The following is a 21,159-nucleotide window of genomic DNA, read 5'->3' as shown; positions in this document are numbered from 1 at the left end:
GCAGCGCCGCGCGGGCGGCCATCCGCGCGGCCCCGCCCCGCGCCACGCCGCCGCCCAGCACCAGCACGTGGCCGTGGTCGTACTTGTGCCCGTCCTTGCGCATCTTGCCGATCAGCCCCAGCGGCCAGTCCGATGCCGCACCCGCGCGGCCCACCAGCCACAGACGTGCCGCGCCAGCAGCCCCCGGAAGCCCGATGTCATGCACGACGACCCGGCCGCAAAGCGACGGCCCCGGCCCCAGGTAGTGCCCCGCCTTCCCGGTGTGGAAAGTCACCGTCAGCGCCGCGGGCAGCGGCCGGATCGGACCCTCGTCGCCCTCGGGCAGATGCACGCCCCCGGTATCGAGATCGAGCCCCGTGGGACAGTCGACCGCCACCACCGGCACCTCGCGGCCCGCCTCCCAGCCCGAGCGCCCCTCGTCCGAGAGCGCCCGCGCGACCTCCTCGGGCAGCGGCCGGCCCAGCCCGATGCCGAAGACCGCGTCGATCACCACGTCGGGCCGCGGCGTCCCGCGCACGGCCTCGGGCGTGAGCGCACCCACCGTGCCCGTCTCGCACCAGCGATCATGGTTGCGCCGCGCATCCGGCGGCAGCCGCCCCGGATCGCCGAACAGCAGCACCGAAACGGCCCAGCCCCGCGCCGCCAGCTGCCGCGCGATGACAAAGCCGTCCCCACCGTTGTTGCCCGGACCGCAGAGCACCAGCGCGCGGTGCGCGCCCTGCGCCAGCGCGGGCCACTGCGCCATCATCGCCTTCGTCACGCCGGTCGCCGCGCGCTCCATCAGCGCAAGCCCCGTCACCGCGCCCGAGCCGATTTCGGCCCCCTCCAGCGCGCGCATCTGCTCTGCCGTAAACAGCTCCATCATGGCCCGATCTCCGCCGATTCAGTTCTGCTGCCTCTAAAGGCTTGTTGCACAAAAATTATGCGGGGTTTAGGAATCCCCTTGAACACCCCCTGCGCGGCCACCCTATGCGATTGTGGCGGCCCGGCAGAAATGATCTGGCAGGGTCCGACACGGGAATACGAGGAGACGAGGGCCATGAAGAAGGTCGAGGCGATCATCAAGCCGTTCAAGCTCGACGAGGTCAAGGAAGCCTTGCAGGATGCGGGCATCCAGGGCCTCTCCGTCCTCGAGGTAAAGGGCTTCGGACGCCAGAAAGGTCATACCGAACTCTATCGCGGCGCCGAGTACGTCGTCGATTTCCTTCCCAAGGTGAAGATCGAGGTGGTGCTGGACGACGACCAGGTCGACGCCGCCATCGAGGCCATCATCTCGGCCGCCAAGACCGACAAGATCGGCGACGGCAAGATCTTCGTCTCTCCCGTCGAACAGGCCATCCGCATCCGCACCGGCGAGACCGGCTCGGACGCGCTCTGACGCGGACACACGCGCAGGGCGCTTCGCGCGGCCAAAAGAATAACCAGGGACCCAAGTACAGAAAGGGAAGCAAGGGAATGAGCAACGACGTTCTCAAGATGATGAAGGAAGAAGACGTCGCCTACGTCGACATCCGCTTCACTGACCCCCGCGGCAAGCTGCAGCACGTCACGATCATCGCGGACGAGGTCGACGAGGACTTCCTCGAGGAAGGCTTCATGTTCGACGGCTCCTCGATCGCCGGCTGGAAATCGATCGAAGCCTCGGACATGAAACTCATGCCCGACACCGACAGCGCCTACATCGATCCGTTCTACGCGGAAAAGACGCTCTGCCTGCACTGCTCGGTCGTCGAGCCCGACACCGGCGAGCTCTACGAGCGTGACCCGCGCGGCACCGCCGAGAAGGCCGAAGCCTACCTCAAGGCGTCCGGCATCGGCGACTCGGCATTCATGGGCCCCGAGGCGGAATTCTTCCTCTTCGACGACGTGAAGTACTCGGTCGCGATGAACAAGGTCTCCTACGAGGTCGACGCGCTCGACGCATCGTGGAACACCGACACCGACTACGAGATGGGCAACACCGGCCACCGTCCCGGCGTCAAGGGCGGCTACTTCCCGGTGAACCCGGTCGACGACGGCCAGGACATCCGCTCGGAAATGCTCTCGACCATGAAGCGCCTCGGCATGAAGGTCGACAAGCACCACCACGAGGTCGCCTCCTGCCAGCACGAACTGGGCCTGATCTTCGGCACGGTCACCAAGCAGGCGGACGAGCTGCAGAAGTACAAGTACGTCATCCACAACGTGGCGCAGGCCTACGGCAAGTCGGCCACCTTCATGCCCAAGCCCGTCGCGGGCGACAACGGCACCGGCATGCACGTGAACATGTCGATCTGGAAGGACGGCAAGCCGCTCTTCGCCGGTGACAAGTACGCCGACCTCAGCGACGAAGCGCTCTACTACATCGGCGGCATCCTGAAGCACGCCAAGGCGCTCAACGCCTTCACCAACCCCTCGACCAACTCCTACAAGCGCCTGATCCCGGGCTTCGAAGCCCCCGTTCTGCGCGCCTACTCGGCCCGCAACCGCTCGGGCTGCGTCCGGATCCCGTGGTCGGAATCGCCCAAGGCAAAGCGCGTCGAGGCCCGCTTCCCCGACCCGTCGGCGAACCCCTACCTGTGCTTCGCGGCGCTCCTGATGGCCGGCATCGACGGCATCAAGAACAAGATTCACCCCGGCGAGGCGATGGACAAGAACCTCTACGACCTGCCGCCGGAAGAGCTGGAAGGCATCCCGACGGTCTGCGGCTCGCTGCGCGAAGCGCTGACCGAACTGCAGGCGGACATGGACTTCCTGCTGGCCGGCGACGTCTTCACCAAGGACCAGATCGAAGGCTACATCGACCTGAAGATGGAAGAGCTCGAAGAGTACGAGCACACCCCGCACCCGGTCGAGTTCAAGCTCTACTACAGCTGCTGATCGCACCGCGATCACCGCTACGGACGATGGGCGCCCTCTTCGGAGGGCGCCTTTTCTTTGCCGCAACTCGGTCATGCTTCCGCCCCCTCACCTGTGCAGCCTGCCCACGGGCGGCGAGACGCGCCGCCGCGACCGGAGGCAGGGGAGGTCGAGCGGCATGGGAGCATCCTTCGAGGACCGTCTGACGCGCATCGCGCAGTCGCGCGAGAACGAGGGCAGCAACCTCGGCCGGGCCGGGCCCGACCAAGGCCCGAGGGCCGGGCGGCGGGCCGTCATGCTCCTGGCGGCGGGCCTCGCGCTGGGGCTCCTGGGAGTCGTGGCCATGCAGGCCTTCGCCATGATCGGGCCGGACCGGTCGGGCGGCATCATCGCCGCGCAGTGACCCCCCGCGACATGCAGGACCGCACCGCCTTCGAGGCACGGGCACCGCGGAGCAGCTTCGTGACGACGCCTTCGCGCAACGGCTGCGCGAGACCTTCGCCGACTGACCCGCGCACGGCACCGGCGGCCGGGCGGACCCCCAGAATTTTCGGACGAAAACTCCGGGCCGCCGCACGCGACACCGGCCGTGCCACCGGCGGCTCCCCGCCGAGCCGGTGCTATTCTGTTTGATGGGCGAATCCCCCGCGCTACCCTTCGCTTCCACGCAGGTAACCCGGAGAACATTCATGTTTCGAGCCGTCGCCAGAACCCTCGCCGCAGCAGCGCTCGGCCTTGCCACCGGCACCGCCGCGCAGGCCGCAAGCTGCGGCAACAACGCCTCCGGCTACGATGCCTGGAAACGCGAATTCGCCGCCGAGGCGCAGCGGGCCGGCGTCGGCCAGCGCGGCATCCAGGCGCTGAACGGCGCGCAGTATTCCAACACGACGATCAAGGCCGACCGCTCACAGACCGGCGTGAAATACACGCTCGACCGCTTCATCAACATCCGCCTTGGCTCGCTCGACGGCTTCGCCGCGACCGCCCGCAAGCGCAAGCAGCGCAACCCCACCTTCTATTCCGCGCTCGAGAACCGTTACGGCGTCCCTGCGGGCATCCTGCTGGCGATCCACGGGATGGAGACCGGCTTCGGGCGTACCATGGGCAACGTGCCGGTGATCTCCTCGATCACCACCGTGGCCTACGATTGCCGCCGCTCGGACTTCTTCACCCCCCACGCACTCGCGGCACTCAAGATGGTCGATCGCGGCATGCTCGCCCCCGGCCAGCGCGGTGCCGCCCACGGCGAGCTGGGCCACACCCAGTTCCTGCCCGGCAATGCCCTGCGCTACGGCGTGGACGCCAACGGCGACGGCCGCGTCGACCTCTACGGCGAGGCGGACGCACTGGCTTCCACCGCCAATTTCCTGCGCCAGAAAGGCTGGCGTCCCGGTCAGCCCTACCAGGAAGGCACCGCCAACTTTCGTGTCCTGAATGAGTGGAACGCAGCGACAGTCTACCAGAAGGCGATTGCACTCTCTGCGGCACGAATTGACGGCTGAGGCCGCGACTGTCGCCGCCGCGTAAACGTCCCGAAGGGGCCGCAGGCCTGTCTAAATTTTTGCTCATTCGGGGGGCAATCTCTCGCAGAGACAACCCTGCGAGAGACGACACATGGCCGACGCCACCTATCCCTATGCCGGTCTGATCCTCCAGGATGCGACCGGGCTCTCGCCCGGTCGTTTTCTGAAGGCGGCCGAAACCGTTCTGACGCGCCACGACACCGAATCCGGCCATCCGCCGCGCCGCTCGCCCAAACGGCAGGCCCTCATGGCCGACCACTACGGGCTCAGCATGCGATTCGAACGCGAAAGCCCGCTCGGCCCCAAGCTGGGCGTGCGCGTGATCTCCCGCGCGGGCGGCATTCCGAAAGGCAACCTGGTCGACCGAATCCTCTCGGACGCGATCCACGAGCTGCTCTTCGTCTGCGATGCCCAGCGAATCGAGTGGCGCTCGCCCGGCGTCGTGGTCAGCCGCGCCGAGTTCCCGGGCCTGCGCGCCCTGATTTCGCCGCGCCGCACCGCCGCCGGCGCAGCCCCGGCCAAGACCGGCACGATGACCGACGACATGCTCGCCGAGAGCATCCGTCAGAGCATCGAAGGCTCCCACGTCGAACCCGAACTCGCGTCCCCCGTCCCCGGCGCCCAGGCCCGCGACACCGGTCCGGCCACCCTGCCCGCCGTCGATTTCGACGGCCTGGACCTGCCGCCGGAGCCGGTGATCCCGCCGCTGCCGCCAGCCGCCAACACGACCGCCCCGCTGCCCCGGCCCGACTCGCGGCCGCGCCGCCTCGTCGGCACGTTGGTGAACCGCTGCAGCAACATGACCCCGGGGGAATGGCGCCTGAGCCTCGCGTCCTGGCTGATGGCTGGCATGGTGGCGACGCTCTCGATGCCCATCGCAGGCGCGCTGGCGACGATCGGGCTGCTGCGCGGCATGGACTTCCGCATGGTCACTCAGGTGCTGACCGTGACCTCGTTCTTCGTCGTGCTGCACGACGCCGACATGATCCCGCCGGCCCTCATGCAGTTGCTTCCATGACCGCGGCGCGCTCGAGAACGAAGGTGTGGATCGAGAAGACCACCGCCCCGCTCTCGGGCAGCCGCACCAGGCACTGCCGCTCGGACCGCAGGTAGCGCGCCGGCGTCTCCTGCCGCGGCGCGGCCTTGCGGCCCGGCTGGAACAGCGCCGGGTCCTCGTCGTTCAGCAGGTTGAACCGCCACAGCGGCCGCCCCGGGCGGATGCCGTCGAACAGCCGCTGCACCCGGCGCGCGATGTTGTCGTCATAGGCCGCGATGGGCACGTGGATCGCCACCAGCGGCTGCATGAACTTGTCCGCCAGCCGCCAGTGGGCCGGAAAGCACAGCACCGCGCCGGTCAGCACGTGCTCCTCGCCGCGCTTCTCCATGAGGCACAGATCCTCCTGCACGAGGTGCCCCAGCGTGCCCATCGGGTCCGCCCGGTCGAGAGTCACCACCACCCCGTCGGGGCGCGTGACCGCCTCGCCCTCGCGCGTGAAGCCCTCGGGCAGATGCGCCAGCACCATCTCCAGCAGCTCCTCCGCCGCCGGCCGCGCCGCGGGGTCGAGCGCCAGCACCGCCGCGCGATCCTCGGCCAGCAGGCGGGCGCGCTCGGCCATCTGCGGGGCATAGGCCTCGTCCACCATCAGCCACTCCGCCATCTCGAGCGGGGCGATGTTGGGCAGGGGCCGCTGGCTGGCGGGGTCGTAGGGAAGACGGGTCTGCAGGATCATGGCCCGAGACTAGTGCGGCCCCGCCCGGAGCGGAAGCCGGTTGAAACGCGAAACGGCGCGCCGCCAAGGCGACGCGCCGTTCCTGTCGAAAGCCTGTGCAGGGCGGGGCTCAGCCGCGGGCGCGGCTGATCGCCTTCCAGGCGGCGGGCAGCACCATCGCCGCCAGCGCCAGCTTGATCGCGTCACCGACGAGGAAGGGCGTCAGGCCCCACTCGAGGATCGGCTTGTCCCAGCCGTAGAGCATGCCCAGCCAGATCAGGCCCGGCACGTAGAGGATCACGTTGCCGATCAGCATGGCGCCGGCCATCCTGGGGGCCGAGCGGTCCCAGCCGCGGCGGGCCAGCAGGCCCATGGCGCCAACGGCGATGACGTAGCCCACGAGGTAGCCGCCGGTACCGCCCATCATGTAGGTCAGCCCGCTCGCCTCGGCCGAGGAGCCGGCGAAGACGTCGAAGCCCAGCGCGCCGATCAGCAGGTAGCCCATGATCGTCACGAGGCCGAGCCGCGGGCCGTAGGCCGCGCCCATGGCGAGCACGCCGAAGGTGCCCATGGTGATCGGCACCGGCCACATCGGCACCTTGATCTTGGCGCAGAGCGCCAGCATCGCGATGCCGGCCACGACCAGAGCGGCCTGCTTGAGCCGCAGCCCGGCGCCTTCCGTGGCACCGAAGGTTTCCACCAGAACGGAGCGGTTCTGTGCAAGGTTCATCGGGTGTCCCCCATGTTCGACGAGATTTCCAAAGGTTGTGCACGATGCGCGGGCATGCCGCAAGTGCGCGGTGCCGGAATAATTTGCAAATCATATATTTGCAGGTGCAAACCCGCCGGCAAAGCCACGGCGGCGCGCAAGGCAAAGGGGCGCGGCCCTTGCGGTGCCGCGCCCCTCGCCATGTCTCGATGCGTCGTGCGGATCAGCCCAGCTTGTTCAGCAGGTCCCCGATCGACTGCTTCGCGTCACCATAGTACATCCGCGTGTTGTCCTTGAAGAACAGCGGGTTCTCGATGCCCGAATAGCCCGTGCCCTGGCCGCGCTTGGAGACGAAGACGTTCTTCGCCTTCCAGACCTCGAGCACCGGCATCCCTGCGATGGGCGAGTTGGGATCGTCCTGCGCTGCCGGGTTCACGATGTCGTTCGAGCCGATGACGATGACGACGTCCGTGTCCGGGAAGTCCTCGTTGATCTCGTCCATCTCGAGCACGATGTCGTAGGGCACTTTGGCCTCGGCCAGCAGCACGTTCATGTGCCCCGGCAGACGGCCCGCGACCGGGTGGATGGCGAACCGCACCTCCTTGCCCTGCCCGCGCAGCTTGCGCGTGAGCTCGGCCACGTTGTTCTGCGCCTGCGCCACCGCCATGCCGTAGCCCGGCACGATGATCACGCTGTCGGCCTCTTCCAGCGCATTGGCCACGCCGTCGACGTCGATGGCGACCTGTTCGCCCTCGACCTCCTGCGCCGGCCCCGCCGAGCCGCCGAAGCCGCCCAGGATCACGCTGATGAACGAGCGGTTCATCGCCTTGCACATGATGTAGGACAGGATCGCACCCGAGGAGCCGACCAGCGCGCCGACCACGATCAGCAGGTCGTTGCCGAGGCTGAAGCCGATGGCCGCCGCCGCCCAGCCCGAGTAGCTGTTCAGCATCGAGACCACTACCGGCATGTCGGCGCCGCCGATGCCCATGATCAGGTGGTAGCCGATGAAGAGCGAGGCCAGCGTCATGATGAAGAGCGGCAGGAAGCCACCCGTCGCGACGTACCAGAACAGGCAGACGACCGAGACGATGGCCGCCGTCAGGTTCAGCATGTGCCCGCCCGGCAGCTTCTTGGCCGCGCTCGTCACCTTGCCGGCAAGCTTGCCGTAGGCGATCACCGAGCCGGTGAAGGTCACCGCACCGATGAAGATGCCCAGGAACAGCTCGACCGAGAGGATGTTCAGCTCGACCGCCGTCTTGTGCGCCACCAGCTCGGCGAAGGTGCCGTGCACCTCGGTCCCGGCTTCCTGCGCACGGGCCACCATCTTCATGGTGAAATGCGCGTTGTAGCCGACCAGCACCGCGGCGAGACCCACCAGCGAGTGCATCGCGGCGACAAGCTGCGGCATGCCGGTCATCTCGACCTTCTTGGCGACATAGACGCCGATCACGCCGCCCGCGGCGATCAGGATGACCGAGAGCCACCACAGCCCCGACCCCGGCCCGATGAGCGTGGCGAAGACCGCCAGCGCCATGCCGACGATGCCGTACCACACGGCCCGCTTGGCGCTTTCCTGCCCCGAGAGGCCGCCCAGCGAAAGGATGAAGAGGACCGCCGCGACCACGTAGGCCGCCGTCGTGAATCCGAATTCCATTGTGTCCGTCCCCCCTTACGACTTCTGGAACATGGCGAGCATGCGCCGCGTCACGAGGAAGCCGCCGAAGATGTTGATCCCGGTCATGAAGACCGACAGCGCGGCAAGGATCACCACGATGGCGGACCCAGAGCCGATCTGCATCAGCGCGCCCAGGATGATGATCGACGAGATCGCGTTGGTCACCGCCATGAGCGGCGTGTGCAGCGAGTGCGACACGTTCCAGATCACCTGGAAGCCCACGAAGACCGCCAGCACGAAGACGATGAAGTGCTGCATGAAGCTCGCCGGGGCCACGAGGCCCACGCCCAGCAGCAGCACGGCGCCCACGCTCAGCAGGGTCACCTGCTGCTTGGTCTGCGCCTTGAAGGCGGCCACTTCCTTGGCCCGCTTCTCCTCGGGCGTCAGCTCGGGCTCCTTGGGCTTCGGCTTGGCCGCCGCGATCGCCTTGGTCTTGGGCGGCGGCGGCGGGAAGGTCACCTCCTTCGCATGCGCGACCGTCGCGCCGCGAATGACGTCATCCTCCATGTCGTGATTGACCGTGCCGTCCTTCTCGGGCGTCAGGTCGGTCATCATGTGGCGGATGTTGGTGGCGTAGAGCGTCGAGCTCTGCGTCGCCATGCGGCTCGGGAAGTCCGTGTAGCCGACGATGGTCACGCCGTTGTCGGTGACGATCTTGTCGTCCTTGACGGTCAGCTTGCAGTTGCCGCCCTTCTCCGCCGCCAGGTCGACGATCACGCTGCCGCGCTTCATCGACTTGACCATGTCCTCGGTCCACAGCTCCGGCGCCTCGCGGTTCGGGATCAGCGCCGTGGTGATGACGATGTCCATCTCGGGCGCCAGCTCGCGGAACTTGGCCAGCTGCGCCTCGCGGAACTCCGGGCTCGAGGGCTTGGCGTAGCCGCCCGATTCCGACCCGTCGGTCTGCTCTTCCTCGAAGTCGAGGTAGACGAACTCCGCGCCCATGCTCTCGACCTGTTCGGCCACTTCGGGCCGCACGTCGAAGGCATAGGTCATGGCGCCCAGGCTGGCCGAGGTGCCGATCGCGGCAAGACCCGCGACACCCGCGCCCACGACGAGCACCTTCGCCGGCGGCACCTTGCCCGCCGCCGTCACCTGGCCGGTGAAGAACCGGCCGAAATTGTTGCCCGCCTCGATCACCGCGCGGTAGCCGGCGATGTTGGCCATGGACGACAGCGCGTCCATCTTCTGCGCGCGGCTGATCCGCGGGACCATGTCCATGGCGATGACGCTGGCGCCGGCCTCGGCCGCCTGCTTCATCAGCTCCTCGTTCTGGACCGGCCAGAAGAAGGAGATCAGCAGCTTGCCCTCGGTCAGGCGCGCGGCCTCTTCGGGCGTGGGCGGCTGGACCTTGGCGATGATGTCCGAGCCGCTCCACAGCGTCCCCGCATCAGCGACGATCTCGACGCCGGCCTCCTCATAGGCGGCATCGGCAAAGCCCGCCGCCTTGCCTGCGCCGCTCTCGATGGCGCAGGTGTATCCCAGTTTCTGAAGCTGCTTGGCCGAGTCGGGCGTCATTGCCACCCGTGCTTCGCCCGGCGCCAGCTCCTTCGGCGTTCCGATTTTCACCTGTCTCGTCCCCCTATCGTTTCTTGAGACGTTCTTTCCGTAACGGCACAAGCCGACCGGGACCGGTCTACCTTCCCGACCCGTCGGCCACAACCTGAACGGACGGGTTAATCACATCCCGCCCGCGAGTCAAAGCCACCTTCTGGTTTGTTGCGCATAGCGCGCATAGTCGGCAAGAAACTTTCTCCGAAGCATGGCTTCCTCGGGCTGGATGAAGCGTTTCTCGATCACCCAGACGAAGATCGGGATCAGCGGCAGCGACAGGACCGCGTCCCAGTAAAGGATCAGCCCCGCCAAAATCATGGCGTCTCCCAAGTAGATAGGGTTCCGCGAGCGTTTGAAAATGCCGCTGGTGACCAGCCGCCCGGCCTCCTCGTTCGGCATGAAGGTGGTGCGCTGGCGCCGCATCTCGGAGAGCGCCAGCGCGGCCAGCAGCAGCCCGCCGCCCACCAGCAGCCCGCCGAGGAGATCGGCCCAGACCGGGCCAAAGGTAAGGCCTATGGGATGGTAGGTCTTCTGCCACCAGGCGATGAATATGCAGGCAGCGAGCCAGACCGGCGGGATGTCGATCCATTTGCGCAGCGGGGACATGACACTCCCTTGGGTCGGTTTCGATGCCACCACCTGTCGCCAACAAAGACGCGGAATCAAGGCCGAAGCGCCTTCACCTCCCCTGGTCAGGTGACAACAACGGAGATCCGTGTCCCCGGCCCAACAAGGCAACGACAGCATCCTGCAGTCCGCACAATTTCCCCCGGCCCGGAATCAAGGGCGAAGCCCGCCGGGCCAGCGCCCGTCCGCCCCCTCGGGCGGGCGCTTTGAGACGCCGGCCTGGCGTCTGTGATGTGGGCATATGGCCGTTGGATAAAGTGACAAAGCCTCGACCGGCACGAACGCCCACCCGGCGGACGGGCGCTGGCCCTATGTTGAGTAACTCTGCGCGGTCAGCGGGGCTCCGCCCGTTCGCGCCTCGATCGCTCCCCCGGAGCGATTGCCGGGCCTCGCGGCCCGGACCGGCGGGCTCCGCCCGTGATCCGCACAAACGCTCTCCCGGAGCGTTTGCCGCGCCTGCGGCGCGGTCAGCGGGCTCCGCCCGTTCGCGCCTCAATCGCTCCCCCCGGAGCGATTGCCGGGCCTCCCGGCCCGGACCGGCGCTCACTCCCATTCCATCTCCTCGTAGACGCGGCCGGCGTTCTTGGTCGCCAGTTCCTCGAAGGTGTCGAGATGCGCCCAGTCCGACTGGTCCACGTAGTAGGCCTCCGCGAGATCCCCGCCCGCGTCGAGATGGGCGCCGATCCTGGCCCGGATGTCCTTGAGGTAATCCGAGGTGTAGCGCGTCACCTGCGCCATGTTCGTCGGATGCCCGTGCCCCGGGATCACCCAGGTCGCGCCCAGCTCGGTGAAGGGCCCGTCGAAGGTCTCGATCCAGCAGCTCGTGCAGGTATCGGCGAAGATCGGCGGCATGCGCTCGTGAAAGGCGATGTCGCCGGCGATGACGATATCCCACTGCGGGATCCAGACCTGCGTGTCGCCCGGCCCGTGCGCGGGCCCCAGGTGCAGAACCTCGAGCGTCACGCCCCCTATCTCGACCACCTCGCGGTCCGAGAAGGACAGGTTCGGCACCACCACCTCGGTCCCCTCGGCGCGGTCGCGGTTGTAGCCCTGCATCCCCTGGAGCACGAAATCGCCGTTCTCCTCGATCTCCGCGATCGCCTCCTCGTGCGCGAGGATGTCGACGCCCAGCCCCGCCCAGTAGGAATTGCCCAGCGTGGCGTGGCCCTGGCCGTTCTCGTTGATGACCAGCTTCACCGGCTGATCGGTCACCGCCTTGATCTCGTCGTGCAGCGCCTCGGCCAGCCGCGCGCTGGCCCCGCCGTTGATGACCACCACGCCGTCGCCGGTGACCACGAAGCTCAGGTTGTTGTTGTGGCCCGCGTTCTCGTAGGTCGGCGGCGCCGTCGCGCCGATGGCGCTCCAGACATGCGGGATGACCTCGACCGGCTTGTCGTAGAGCTCGGACTGCGGATACTGGTCCGCGATATCCTCGTGCGCGGCGGCCGCGCCCGCCAGCGTGACCGCGATCCCGGCAATCAGGTGTCGCATCGATCCCTCCTCCCCTCGGGTTGCGAGGTTAAATTCACACATAGGAATGCGTATGTCCAGCGACACGGCACGGCTTGCCCGTGACGCGAAAGCGCGGCAGGCTCCCGCGGCATGACCGGAGACAGACCTTGACCGATTTCCAGTGGACGCGCGCGCAGTTCCACCTGCCGCTGGGCCTCACCTACCTCGACGGTAATTCCCTCGGGCCCCTGCCCGTCGCCACGCCCGACCGGGTCGAGCGCATGATGTCGATGGAATGGGGCGAGCAGCTGATCGGCGGCTGGTCCGAATGCGGCTGGATGGAGATGCCGCGCCGGCTGGGCGACCGGCTGGGCCGGATGATCGGCGCCGAACCCGGGCATGTCGTCGTGGGCGACACGCTCTCGATCAAGGTCTTCCAGGCCCTCGCGGCGGCGCTTGAGATCAACCCGCACCGGCGGGTGATCCTGTCGGACCGGGGCAACTTCCCGTCGGACCTCTACATGGCCGAGGGGCTGATCCGCCTGCTGGGCGACCGCCACGAGCTGCGCCTCGTCGCCCCGCACGAACTCGAGGACGCGATCACCGAGGAGGTCGCCGTCGTGCTGGTGACCGAGGTCGACTACCGCACCGGGCGCCGCCACGATCTCGACGCGCTGACCGCGCGGGCCCGCGAGATGGGCGCGCTCACGGTCTGGGATCTCGCCCATTCCGCGGGCGCCCTGCCGGTCGATGTCACGCGCGGCGCGGATTTCGCTGTCGGCTGCACCTACAAGTACATCAACGCAGGGCCCGGCGCGCCCGCCTTCATCTACGTCGCCCCCCGGCATGCCGAGGCGGTGGACCCGGCCCTCGCGGGCTGGCTGGGCCATGCCTCGCCCTTCTCCTTCGAGCACAGCTACCGCCCCGGCTCGGGCATCGAGCGGATGCGCGTGGGCACGCCCCCGGTGCTGCAGATGGCCGCGCTCGAGGCCGCGCTCGACATCTGGGACCACGTCGATATGCAGGACCTGCGCGCGCGCTCGATCGAGCTGACCTCGCTCATGATCGAGGAGCTGGCGACCCAGTGCCCGCAGCTCAAGCTCGCCACGCCGCGCGATCCCGAGCGGCGCGGCAGCCAGGTCTCGGTGCGTTTCGAGCATGGCTACGCCGCGATGCAGGCGCTCATCGAACAGGGCGTCATCGGCGACTTCCGCGCCCCCGACATCATGCGCTTCGGCATCACGCCGCTCTATATCGGCGAGGACGAGATCCGCGAGGCGGTCGGCACGCTCGCCCGCATCCTGCGCGGCGCGCTCTGGGACCAGCCGAAATTCCGCCACCGCAAGCGCGTGACATGAGCGCGGCGCCGCGCTCAGGGCGCCAGGCCGCGCCCGATCACCTGCGCCAGCGCCCGGATCCGCGCGACATAGCCGTCGTAGGGCGGCGCCTTGATGCCCTGCAGCGCGCCCACGATGGTCTCGGCCACCAGCCTTGCGGGCGCCGCCAGCCGCAGACTTCCGTCCGTCTCCCCGGCCTCCAGCCAGTCGGCATAGACCGCCACCATGCGCGCCACGCCCTCGCGCGAGATATCGGCGCTGACCACGCCCGAGGTCTCGAGCAGTTCCGGCCCGTGCGGCGAGTTCAGCATCGTCTCGACCCGTTCGCCGGTCTGCGTGAGGAAGGCCCGCGTCAGCGCCTCCTCGGGCGTGCCGCCCTGCGCCAGCGCCGCCGAGACCCCCGCGACCGCCCGGTCGTGGTGGGCCGAGACGAGGGCGCGCAGGATCGCTTCCTTGTTGGCGAAATGCAGGTAGAGCGCGGGCCGGGACATCCCCGCGCCGCGGGCTATGTCCTCCATCGAGGTGCGCCGGAACCCGTAGGCCGCAAAGCTGCGAAAGGCCGCGTCGAGGATCGCGGCAGCCTTGGGGTCGTCGGTGTCGGTCCGGGCCTCGTTCATCGCAAGATCACTGACATCAGGCGGCAATTTTGTCAATTGACGAAGTGACAAAATACGTCAATAATGTCAGAAACATGAGGCGATCAGGGAGGTCTGCATGCCCACCAGTATCACCGTAAACGGCACCGCCCACGAAGTCGACCTGCCTTCCGAGGTGCCGCTTCTGTGGGTGCTGCGCGACGCGCTGAACCTCACCGGCACCAAGTACGGCTGCGGCGTCGCCGCCTGCGGCGCCTGCACCGTGCAGATCGACGGCGAGGCCGTGCGCTCCTGCCAGGTTCCGCTGGGCGACGTCTGGGGGGATGTCACCACCATCGAGGGGCTGGGCACGCCCGAGAGCCTCGCCGCGATCCAGCAGGCCTGGGTCGACCACCAGGTCGCGCAGTGCGGCTACTGCCAGTCGGGCCAGATCATGCAGGCCGCCGCCCTGCTCGCCGAAACGCCGCAGCCGAGCGATGACGACATCGACGCCGCCATGTCGGGCAACCTCTGCCGCTGCGGCACCTATCCCCGCATCCGCGCCGCCATCAAGGCGGCCGCAGGCATGGAGAGCTGAGGCATGGCCAGCATCGGAAAGATTGCCCGCCGCACCTTCCTCGTGGGCGCCGCCGCCGTCGCGGGCGGCGTGGCCGTCGGCGCCTGGTACGTCTCGCGCCCCGCGCCCAACCCGCTGCGCCCCGAGGGCGACGAGACCGCGCTCAACCCCTTCGTCATCATCGACGGCGAGGGCGTCACGCTGGTCGCGCCCCGCGCCGAGATGGGCCAGGGCACGCAGACCACCTGGGCCGCGCTTCTGGCCGAGGAGATGGACCTCGCCTGGGAGGACGTGCGCGTCATCCACGGCCCGCCCGCCAAGGCCTACTACAACTCCGCCATGATGGCCGAATCCCTGCCCGGCCCGGCCGGCTACGCGCGCAGCGCGCTCCAGCACAAGCTGGGCGAGATGGCGGGCGTGATCGGCAAGGTCATGGAGATGCAGGTCACCGGCGGCTCCACCGCGATGAAGGACGGCTACGAGCGCATGCGCGCCACCGGCGCCGCCGCCCGCGAGATGCTCAAGGCCGCCGCCGCGGCCCGGCTCGACCTCGACGCCGGCGTGCTCACCACCGAGGCCGGCGCGGTCGTCGCCCCCGACGGCACCCGCCTGCCCTATACCGAGCTCGCCGCCGAGGCCGCCGGTTTCGAGCCGCGCGACGTCCTGCTGCGCGAGCCCTCCGAGTGGAAGCTGCTGGGCCGCGCCCTGCCGCGCCTCGACATGGTCGCCAAGTGCACCGGCACCGAGACCTATTCCATCGACACCCGTCCCGAGGGCCTGCGCTATGCCGCGGTCCGCATGTCGCCCCGGCGCGGCGCGATGCGCGGCTTCGACGCCGAAGAGGCCGAGGGCATGCCCGGCGTCGAGAAGATCGTCGACCTCGGCGACGGCGTCGCGGTCATCGCCACCAACACCTGGCTCGCCCAGCAGGCGGTGAACGCCATCGAGGTCGACTGGGGCCCCGCCGCCTACCCCGAGACCACCGGGGCGATCTTCGACGAGATCGAGGCCGCCTTCGACCTCGACCCCGATTCCACCCTGCGCGACACCGGCGACGCCGAGACCCTCCCCGAGGGCGCGCAGGAGGTCACCGCCGAATACCGCCTGCCCTTCCTCGCCCACGCCACGATGGAGCCGCTCAACGCGACCGCCTGGATCACCGCCGGCGGGCTCGAGGTCTGGTCGGGCAACCAGATCCCCACCTTCGTGCGCGACGCCTGCGCCGAGGCGGCGGGCGTCTCGGCCGACAGCGTCACGCTGCACACCACCCCGATGGGCGGCGGCTTCGGCCGGCGCGGCGAGCTCGACTTCTCGGTGCTGGCGGTGCGCGTCGCCCGCGCCCTGCCCAACGTGCCGGTGATGACCACCTGGTCGCGCGAAGAGGACATGACCCAGGACTTCTACCGCCCCGGCGCCATCGGCCGCATGCGCGGCGCGGTGCAGGACGGCACGGCGGTCCTGCTCGACGCCTCCGTCGCCGGCCCCTCGACCGCGCGGCAGGCGCTGAACCGCTGGACCGGCTTCGCCCCCGGCGGCCCCGACAAGGTCCACGTCGAGGGCCTCTGGAACCAGCCCTATGCGATCCCCAGCTACCGCGCGCGCGGCTACATCGCGCCCGACCTGCAAGTGCCCGTGGGCTTCTGGCGCTCGGTCGGCAACAGCTACAACGGCTTCATCTTCGAAAGCTTCCTCGACGAGATGGCCAATGCCGCCGGCGCCGACCCGCTGGACTTCCGCGTGCAGCTCGCCGAACCCGAGTGGGACCCGGCCGCCCGCGTGCTGGAAGCCGTGCGCGAGATGTCCGGCTGGCCCGACAAGCCCGAGGGCACCGGCCGCGGCGTCGCCATGTGCTACAGCTTCGGCACGCCCGTCGCCTGCGTGATCGAGGTCGCCGACGAAGAGGGCGAGATCCGCATCGCCCGCGCCTGGATGGCCGCCGACCCGGGCGTCGCGCTCGACCCCGGCATCATCGAGCAGCAGCTCGCCGGCGGGCTGGTCTACGGCCTCTCGGCCGCCATGACGGGCGAGATCACCTTCGCCGACGGCGCGGTCGAGCAGCGCAACTTCCCCGACTACGACGCCCTGCGCATGGGCCAGATGCCCCGGGTCGAGGTCCGCATCCTCGAGCGCCAGACGCATATCAGCGGCATCGGCGAGCCCGGCACGCCGCCCGCGGCCCCCGCGCTCGCGAACGCGATCTTCGACCTCACCGGAGAGCGCCACCGCGAACTGCCCCTCTCCCGCGCGGTGCGCTTCGCCACCTGACGCAGGCCCTGCAGCCCGGCGCAGCCCCCAAGGCCGCGCCGGGCCCGCCACCTCAGCCCGTCGCCGCGGCCGCGCCCGTGCCCGCGCCGGCATCGGCCAGCCAGTCGTCCAGCACCCGCCCCAGCTCGTCCCAGTCGGTGTACTCGCGGTCCTCGCCGCGCCGCACCCGCTCGCCGTGCTGCGAGGCGATCCAGCGCATCGCGATGGTCTTGAAGAAATCGTACTCGCTGAAGCGAAAGGCCCCGGCCACATGCGCGATCCGGCTCGGCGTCCAGCCGAACTCTTCGACGGTGCGGTCCGCGATGCGGTGGAGATCCTCCCACTCGTCATCGTCCTTGCCCGCCGCGCAGAGCGACACCTGCAAATAAAGCGTGGGCCGCTCGGCCAGCGCCCGGCCGCCCGCGTTGGCAAGATCGATCAGCGCCTCCTGCACCGATCCGGCATGGACCGATCCCGCCAGCACCGCCGCGTCGAACCGCGCGATCTCGACGCCCCCGGCATCTTCGGCGTTCAGCAATTCGACCGTGTGCCCCGCCGCGACCAAGCGGTCGGCGGCAAAGCGGGCGATCTTCCGGGTCTGGCCCTCGGTGGTGGCATAGGCGACGAGAATGCGCATGAGTCCCTCCCTCTCGATGTCGGGAGCGACTCTGCCACGCCTGCAGGCCGCGCGCCTTGTCCGGGCGCAAGCCGAGGGGATTTTTCGACGGTGCTACTGCGCCGGGATCCGCTGCGGCGCCCGCCGGGACGAGGCCCAGTCGCGCACCGCATCGCCGAAGGCCTGGAACAGCGGGCGCGAGACCGGATCGTTCGCCGCGTCCCACTCGGGATGCCACTGCACCGCCAGCGTGAAGCCCGGCGCGCCCTTCACGTAAAGCGCCTCCGGCGTGCCGTCGGGCGCCTGGCCCTCCACGACGATGCGCGGCCCCGGCTGCTTGATGCCCTGCCCGTGCAGCGTGTTGGTCATCACCTCACGCGCCCCGAAGAGCCGATGAAACACGCCGCCCTCGTCGAAAACGACCTTGTGGCGCAGGGCGAACTTCTCCTCCAGCGTGCCGTCCGGGGGCATGCGGTGGTTCATGCGGCCCGGCAGGTCGCGGATCTCGGGATAGAGCGTGCCGCCCATGGCGACGTTGACCTCCTGGAAACCCCGGCAGATGCCCAGGAAGGGCTGGCCGCGCTCGACGCAGGCCCGCACCAGCGGCAGCGCGATGGCATCGCGCGCCCGGTCGAAGGCGCCATGCGCCTCGGTTGCCGCCTCGCCGTATTCCTCGGGGTGCACGTTGGGCCGCCCGCCGGTTAGCAGGAAGCCGTCGCAGACCTCCAGCAGTTCCTCGACCGAGACGAACCGCGGGTCCGCCGCGATCAGCAGCGGCAGGCAGTCGGCCACGCAGGCCACCGCCTCGGTGTTGTGCGACCCGCCCGCGTGGGCGGGATACTGGTCGTTGATCAGGTGCTGGTTGCCGATGATGCCGACGACAGGGCGCGTCATGGAAGACCTCTCGTGCTTTCCCCTGAACATAGGGCAGCCGCAGCCCGAACGAAAGACGCGCCCCCTGTGCCTGCGCGCACAGGGACCTGCGCTGCCTGCGAAGGCGGCAGGCAGCGGCCGGCCCTCAGATGACCGGCACCAGCCCCACGGCCTCGATCCCGGCCTTGGCCGCCGCGGCATCGTTGTCCGAGCTGTCGCCGGTCACGCCCACCGCGCCCAGCACGCGGCCCTTGGCGTCCTTGACCAGCACGCCGCCCGGCACCGGCACCAGCTGCCCGCCCAGCGCCCCGTTGGCGGCGGCGATGAAATAGGCCTGCGCCTCGGCCCGCGCCATCTGCGCGCTGCCGGGCATGCCCAGCATCACCGCGCCATAGGCCTTGCCGTGGGCGATCTGGAACCGCCCCGGGCTCGCCCCGTCCTGCCGCTCGAAGGCCTGCACGTTGCCGCCCGCGTCCAGCACGATGACCGAGAGCGGCTGCAGCTCCATCTCCTTGCCCGCGTCCAGCGTCTTGCGGATGATCGTCCGCGCCCGGCTCAGCGAAATGCCCGCCATGTCCCTCTCCTTCTTCTTGTTCCCAAATACGCAAAAGCGGCGCAGCCGCGCCGGGGGGCTCCGCCCCCCGACCCCCGGGCGCCGCCGCCCCTCAGCCGGCGGCCTTCAGCTCCAGCCGGCGGCGGTGCAGTACCGGCTCGGTGTAGCCCGAGGGCTGCACCCGCCCCTCGAAGACCAGGTCGCAGGCCGCCTTGAACGGCACCCCGTCAAAGCCCGGCGCCATCGGCTCGTAGGCCGCGTCGCCCGCGTTCTGGCGGTCGACCACCTCGGCCATGCGCTTCATCACCGCCATGACCTCGTCTTCCGAGACCACGCCGTGATGCAGCCAGTTCGCCAGGTGCTGCGAGGAGATCCGGCAGGTCGCGCGGTCCTCCATCAGGCCAACGTCGTGGATGTCCGGCACCTTCGAGCAGCCCACGCCCTGGCCGACCCAGCGCACCACGTAGCCCAGGATGCCCTGCGCGTTGTTCTCGATCTCCTCGCGGATCTCGTCCTCGGACCAGTTGGCCCCCTGCGCGACCGGGATGGTCAGCAGGTCGCCCAGCGTGCCGCGCGGCCCGCCGGCCGCGATCTCGGCCTGCCGCGCGGCCACGTCCACCTCGTGGTAGTGCAGCGCGTGCAGCGTGGCCGCCGTCGGCGACGGCACCCAGGCGCAGTTGGCGCCCGCCTTCGGATGGCCCACCTTGGCCTCCAGCATGTCGGCCATGAGATCCGGCATCGCCCACATCCCCTTGCCGATCTGCGCCCGTCCGCGCAGCCCGCAGGCCAGGCCGATGTCGACGTTGCGCTCCTCGTAGGAGGCGATCCAGGGCTCGCCCTTCATCGCGCCCTTGCGCACCATCGGCCCCGCTTCCATCGCGGTGTGGATCTCGTCGCCGGTGCGGTCGAGGAAGCCGGTGTTGATGAAGGCCACCCGGTGCTTCGCCGCCCGGATGCACTCCTTGAGGTTCACGCTCGTCCGGCGCTCCTCGTCCATGATGCCCAGCTTCACGGTGTAGCGCGGCAGGCCCAGCACCTCCTCGACGAAGCTGAATATCTCGTCCGCGAAGGCCACCTCGGCGGTCCCGTGCATCTTGGGCTTCACCACGTAGACCGAGCCCTCGACCGAGTTGCGCGGCCCCTCGGTCTTCTTCAGGTCGTGCATGGCGATCATGGTGGTCACCATGGCGTCCATCAGCCCCTCGTGGATCTCCGAGCCGTCCTCGAGCAGGATCGCGGGGTTGGTCATCAGGTGCCCCACGTTGCGCACCAGCATGAGCGCGCGGCCCTTGAGCGAGACCTCGCCCCCGCCGGGCGCGGTGTAGGCGGGATCGCCCGCGAGGCGCCGCGTCACGGTCTTGCCGCCCTTCTCGAAGCTGTCCTCGAGATCGCCGCGCATCAGCCCCAGCCAGTTGGCATAGGCCAGCGTCTTGTCCGGCCCGTCGACGCAGGCGACCGAATCCTCGCAGTCCATGATGGCCGAGACCGCGGCCTCCATCAGCACGTCCGCGAGCCCCGAGGCATCGTCCTTGCCGATGAAGTGGTCACGGTCGATGACCAGTTCCACGTGCAGCCCGTGGTTGGCCAGCAGCACGGCCTCCGGCGCCTCGGGCGCGCCGCGGTAGCCCGCGAACTGCGCGGGCTCGGCCAGCGGCTTGCCGCCCACCAGCAGCGCGCCGCCCTCGACCGCATAGCCCGCGGCCTCGGCATGGCTGCCGCCCGCGACCGGGAAGCGCGCGTCGAGGAAGGCCTTGGCCTTGGCCACCACCTGCTTGCCGCGCGCGGTGTCGAACCCGCCGGACGGCGGCAACGAGCCCATGGCATCGGTGCCGTAGAAGGCATCGTAAAGCGAGCCCCAGCGCGCGTTCGCCGCGTTGAGCGCGTAGCGCGCGTTGGTGATCGGCACCACCAGCTGCGGCCCCGCGACCGTGGCGATCTCGGGATCGGTGTTCGCGGTCTCGATCTCGAAATCGTCCCCCTCGGGCTCGAGGTAGCCGATCACCTCGAGAAAGGCGCGGTAGGCGTCGGCGTCATGCGGCTTGCCGCGATGCTCGCGGTGCCATTGGTCGATGCGGGCCTGGATCTCGGCCCGGCGCGCGAGCAGCGCCGCGTTGCGCGGGCCGAACTCATGCGCCAGCCGCGACAGCCCCGACCAGAAGGTCTCGGCCGAAACGCCGGTGCCCGGCAGCGCGCTGGCCTCGATGAAATCGCAAAGACCGCTGTCGATCTGCAGCCCGTTCCGCGTGGCTCGCTGGGTCATGCCCTGTCTCCTGCTGGGATTCGTTGCCCCGTGC

The 21,159-nt window shown here is 69.2% G+C and carries 20 protein-coding genes; 8 read left to right on the top strand and 12 right to left on the bottom strand.

The annotated features are described in order from the left end of the window. On the bottom strand, nucleotides 1-865 hold an 865-nt coding region (locus tag SALMUC_RS14370; protein ID WP_037372015.1), incomplete at its 3' end, for an NAD(P)H-hydrate epimerase. Between the two features lie 174 nt (nucleotides 866-1,039). Between SALMUC_RS14370 and SALMUC_RS14365 the strand changes: the two genes are divergently transcribed. The 5 genes from SALMUC_RS14365 to SALMUC_RS14345 all read left to right on the top strand — a co-directional run bounded on the left by SALMUC_RS14365 (nucleotide 1,040) and on the right by SALMUC_RS14345 (nucleotide 5,379). Next, nucleotides 1,040-1,378, top strand: a complete 339-nt coding sequence (locus SALMUC_RS14365) for a P-II family nitrogen regulator (RefSeq protein ID WP_020042277.1) — start codon at nucleotides 1,040-1,042, stop codon at nucleotides 1,376-1,378. A gap of 77 nt (nucleotides 1,379-1,455) precedes the next feature. Beyond that, nucleotides 1,456-2,859, top strand: a complete 1,404-nt coding sequence (glnA, locus tag SALMUC_RS14360) for a type I glutamate--ammonia ligase (RefSeq protein WP_020042276.1) — start codon at nucleotides 1,456-1,458, stop codon at nucleotides 2,857-2,859. A 157-nt stretch (nucleotides 2,860-3,016) separates the two neighbouring features. Further along, nucleotides 3,017-3,241, top strand: a complete 225-nt coding sequence (locus SALMUC_RS14355; protein WP_020042275.1) for a hypothetical protein — start codon at nucleotides 3,017-3,019, stop codon at nucleotides 3,239-3,241. A 286-nt stretch (nucleotides 3,242-3,527) separates the two neighbouring features. After that, entirely contained in the window at nucleotides 3,528-4,340 is an 813-nt protein-coding gene (locus tag SALMUC_RS14350; protein WP_020042274.1) for a lytic murein transglycosylase, read from the top strand. 112 nt (nucleotides 4,341-4,452) lie between these two features. Beyond that, nucleotides 4,453-5,379, top strand: a complete 927-nt coding sequence (locus tag SALMUC_RS14345; RefSeq protein WP_020042273.1) for a hypothetical protein — start codon at nucleotides 4,453-4,455, stop codon at nucleotides 5,377-5,379. Here SALMUC_RS14345 and SALMUC_RS14340 read toward each other — a convergent pair. The 6 genes from SALMUC_RS14340 to SALMUC_RS14315 all read right to left on the bottom strand — a co-directional run bounded on the left by SALMUC_RS14340 (nucleotide 5,360) and on the right by SALMUC_RS14315 (nucleotide 12,129). Then, nucleotides 5,360-6,091: a heme-dependent oxidative N-demethylase family protein gene (locus tag SALMUC_RS14340; protein ID WP_020042272.1), complete on the bottom strand. Its 732-nt coding sequence runs from the start codon at nucleotides 6,089-6,091 to the stop codon at nucleotides 5,360-5,362. The two genes, SALMUC_RS14345 and SALMUC_RS14340, sit on opposite strands and share 20 nt — an antisense overlap. 109 nt (nucleotides 6,092-6,200) lie before the next feature. After that, nucleotides 6,201-6,800, bottom strand: a complete 600-nt coding sequence (locus tag SALMUC_RS14335) for a biotin transporter BioY (RefSeq protein WP_020042271.1) — start codon at nucleotides 6,798-6,800, stop codon at nucleotides 6,201-6,203. Nucleotides 6,801-7,002: 202 nt separating this feature from the next. Beyond that, entirely contained in the window at nucleotides 7,003-8,436 is a 1,434-nt protein-coding gene (locus tag SALMUC_RS14330; protein ID WP_020042270.1) for an NAD(P)(+) transhydrogenase (Re/Si-specific) subunit beta, read from the bottom strand. 15 nt (nucleotides 8,437-8,451) lie between these two features. After that, nucleotides 8,452-10,026 (bottom strand): Re/Si-specific NAD(P)(+) transhydrogenase subunit alpha, encoded by a 1,575-nt coding sequence (locus SALMUC_RS14325; protein ID WP_021120427.1) that lies wholly within the window; start codon nucleotides 10,024-10,026, stop codon nucleotides 8,452-8,454. 129 nt (nucleotides 10,027-10,155) lie between these two features. Then, nucleotides 10,156-10,617 carry a methyltransferase family protein gene (locus SALMUC_RS14320; RefSeq protein WP_020042268.1) on the bottom strand — a complete coding sequence of 154 codons (462 nt, stop codon included), beginning with the start codon at nucleotides 10,615-10,617 and terminating at the stop codon, nucleotides 10,156-10,158. Nucleotides 10,618-11,181: 564 nt separating this feature from the next. Then, on the bottom strand, nucleotides 11,182-12,129 hold the full coding sequence (locus tag SALMUC_RS14315; RefSeq protein ID WP_020042267.1) for an MBL fold metallo-hydrolase: 948 nt from the start codon (nucleotides 12,127-12,129) through the stop codon (nucleotides 11,182-11,184). Nucleotides 12,130-12,257: 128 nt separating this feature from the next. Between SALMUC_RS14315 and kynU the strand changes: the two genes are divergently transcribed. Continuing rightward, nucleotides 12,258-13,448, top strand: coding sequence for a kynureninase (gene kynU / locus SALMUC_RS14310; RefSeq protein WP_020042266.1), 1,191 nt, complete (start codon nucleotides 12,258-12,260; stop codon nucleotides 13,446-13,448). A gap of 14 nt (nucleotides 13,449-13,462) precedes the next feature. On the opposite strand, the gene SALMUC_RS14305 is transcribed toward kynU, so the two are convergent. Further along, on the bottom strand, nucleotides 13,463-14,044 hold the full coding sequence (locus SALMUC_RS14305; protein WP_020042265.1) for a TetR/AcrR family transcriptional regulator: 582 nt from the start codon (nucleotides 14,042-14,044) through the stop codon (nucleotides 13,463-13,465). Nucleotides 14,045-14,141: 97 nt separating this feature from the next. Between SALMUC_RS14305 and SALMUC_RS14300 the strand changes: the two genes are divergently transcribed. Next, the gene (locus SALMUC_RS14300) at nucleotides 14,142-14,600 is read left to right on the top strand and encodes a (2Fe-2S)-binding protein (protein ID WP_020042264.1); all 459 of its coding nucleotides are present in this window, start codon (nucleotides 14,142-14,144) and stop codon (nucleotides 14,598-14,600) included. 3 nt (nucleotides 14,601-14,603) lie between these two features. Continuing rightward, complete coding sequence (locus SALMUC_RS14295) at nucleotides 14,604-16,844, top strand: xanthine dehydrogenase family protein molybdopterin-binding subunit (RefSeq protein ID WP_020042263.1); 2,241 nt, start codon at nucleotides 14,604-14,606, stop codon at nucleotides 16,842-16,844. Between the two features lie 52 nt (nucleotides 16,845-16,896). On the opposite strand, the gene SALMUC_RS14290 is transcribed toward SALMUC_RS14295, so the two are convergent. The 4 genes from SALMUC_RS14290 to SALMUC_RS14275 all read right to left on the bottom strand — a co-directional run bounded on the left by SALMUC_RS14290 (nucleotide 16,897) and on the right by SALMUC_RS14275 (nucleotide 21,125). Then, on the bottom strand, nucleotides 16,897-17,460 hold the full coding sequence (locus tag SALMUC_RS14290) for a flavodoxin domain-containing protein (RefSeq protein WP_020042262.1): 564 nt from the start codon (nucleotides 17,458-17,460) through the stop codon (nucleotides 16,897-16,899). A 93-nt stretch (nucleotides 17,461-17,553) separates the two neighbouring features. Continuing rightward, the gene (locus SALMUC_RS14285) at nucleotides 17,554-18,333 is read right to left on the bottom strand and encodes a gamma-glutamyl-gamma-aminobutyrate hydrolase family protein (protein ID WP_020042261.1); all 780 of its coding nucleotides are present in this window, start codon (nucleotides 18,331-18,333) and stop codon (nucleotides 17,554-17,556) included. Nucleotides 18,334-18,457: 124 nt separating this feature from the next. Beyond that, nucleotides 18,458-18,886: a GlcG/HbpS family heme-binding protein gene (locus tag SALMUC_RS14280; RefSeq protein WP_020042260.1), complete on the bottom strand. Its 429-nt coding sequence runs from the start codon at nucleotides 18,884-18,886 to the stop codon at nucleotides 18,458-18,460. Nucleotides 18,887-18,977: 91 nt separating this feature from the next. Continuing rightward, a complete protein-coding gene (locus SALMUC_RS14275) occupies nucleotides 18,978-21,125 on the bottom strand; it encodes a malate synthase G (RefSeq protein WP_020042259.1) in 2,148 nt (715 codons plus the stop codon). Nucleotides 21,126-21,159 lie beyond the last annotated feature (34 nt).

Source organism: Salipiger mucosus DSM 16094 (assembly GCF_000442255.1).
Classification (GTDB): domain Bacteria; phylum Pseudomonadota; class Alphaproteobacteria; order Rhodobacterales; family Rhodobacteraceae; genus Salipiger; species Salipiger mucosus.
The sequence above is the reverse complement of the archived record's forward strand: the minus strand, read 5'-3'. Positions and strand labels throughout refer to the sequence as shown.

Excerpts from the sequence above, each read along its gene's own strand:
- SALMUC_RS14365 (WP_020042277.1), top strand. The coding sequence starts at position 1,040 with ATGAAGAAGGTCGAGGCGATCATCAAGCCGTTCAAGCTCGACGAGGTC.
- glnA (WP_020042276.1), top strand. The coding sequence starts at position 1,456 with ATGAGCAACGACGTTCTCAAGATGATGAAGGAAGAAGACGTCGCCTAC.
- SALMUC_RS14355 (WP_020042275.1), top strand. The coding sequence starts at position 3,017 with ATGGGAGCATCCTTCGAGGACCGTCTGACGCGCATCGCGCAGTCGCGC.
- SALMUC_RS14350 (WP_020042274.1), top strand. The coding sequence starts at position 3,528 with ATGTTTCGAGCCGTCGCCAGAACCCTCGCCGCAGCAGCGCTCGGCCTT.
- SALMUC_RS14345 (WP_020042273.1), top strand. The coding sequence starts at position 4,453 with ATGGCCGACGCCACCTATCCCTATGCCGGTCTGATCCTCCAGGATGCG.
- SALMUC_RS14340 (WP_020042272.1), bottom strand. The coding sequence starts at position 6,091 with ATGATCCTGCAGACCCGTCTTCCCTACGACCCCGCCAGCCAGCGGCCC.
- SALMUC_RS14335 (WP_020042271.1), bottom strand. The coding sequence starts at position 6,800 with ATGAACCTTGCACAGAACCGCTCCGTTCTGGTGGAAACCTTCGGTGCC.
- SALMUC_RS14330 (WP_020042270.1), bottom strand. The coding sequence starts at position 8,436 with ATGGAATTCGGATTCACGACGGCGGCCTACGTGGTCGCGGCGGTCCTC.
- SALMUC_RS14320 (WP_020042268.1), bottom strand. The coding sequence starts at position 10,617 with ATGTCCCCGCTGCGCAAATGGATCGACATCCCGCCGGTCTGGCTCGCT.
- SALMUC_RS14315 (WP_020042267.1), bottom strand. The coding sequence starts at position 12,129 with ATGCGACACCTGATTGCCGGGATCGCGGTCACGCTGGCGGGCGCGGCC.
- SALMUC_RS14305 (WP_020042265.1), bottom strand. The coding sequence starts at position 14,044 with ATGAACGAGGCCCGGACCGACACCGACGACCCCAAGGCTGCCGCGATC.
- SALMUC_RS14300 (WP_020042264.1), top strand. The coding sequence starts at position 14,142 with ATGCCCACCAGTATCACCGTAAACGGCACCGCCCACGAAGTCGACCTG.
- SALMUC_RS14295 (WP_020042263.1), top strand. The coding sequence starts at position 14,604 with ATGGCCAGCATCGGAAAGATTGCCCGCCGCACCTTCCTCGTGGGCGCC.
- SALMUC_RS14290 (WP_020042262.1), bottom strand. The coding sequence starts at position 17,460 with ATGCGCATTCTCGTCGCCTATGCCACCACCGAGGGCCAGACCCGGAAG.
- SALMUC_RS14285 (WP_020042261.1), bottom strand. The coding sequence starts at position 18,333 with ATGACGCGCCCTGTCGTCGGCATCATCGGCAACCAGCACCTGATCAAC.
- SALMUC_RS14280 (WP_020042260.1), bottom strand. The coding sequence starts at position 18,886 with ATGGCGGGCATTTCGCTGAGCCGGGCGCGGACGATCATCCGCAAGACG.
- SALMUC_RS14275 (WP_020042259.1), bottom strand. The coding sequence starts at position 21,125 with ATGACCCAGCGAGCCACGCGGAACGGGCTGCAGATCGACAGCGGTCTT.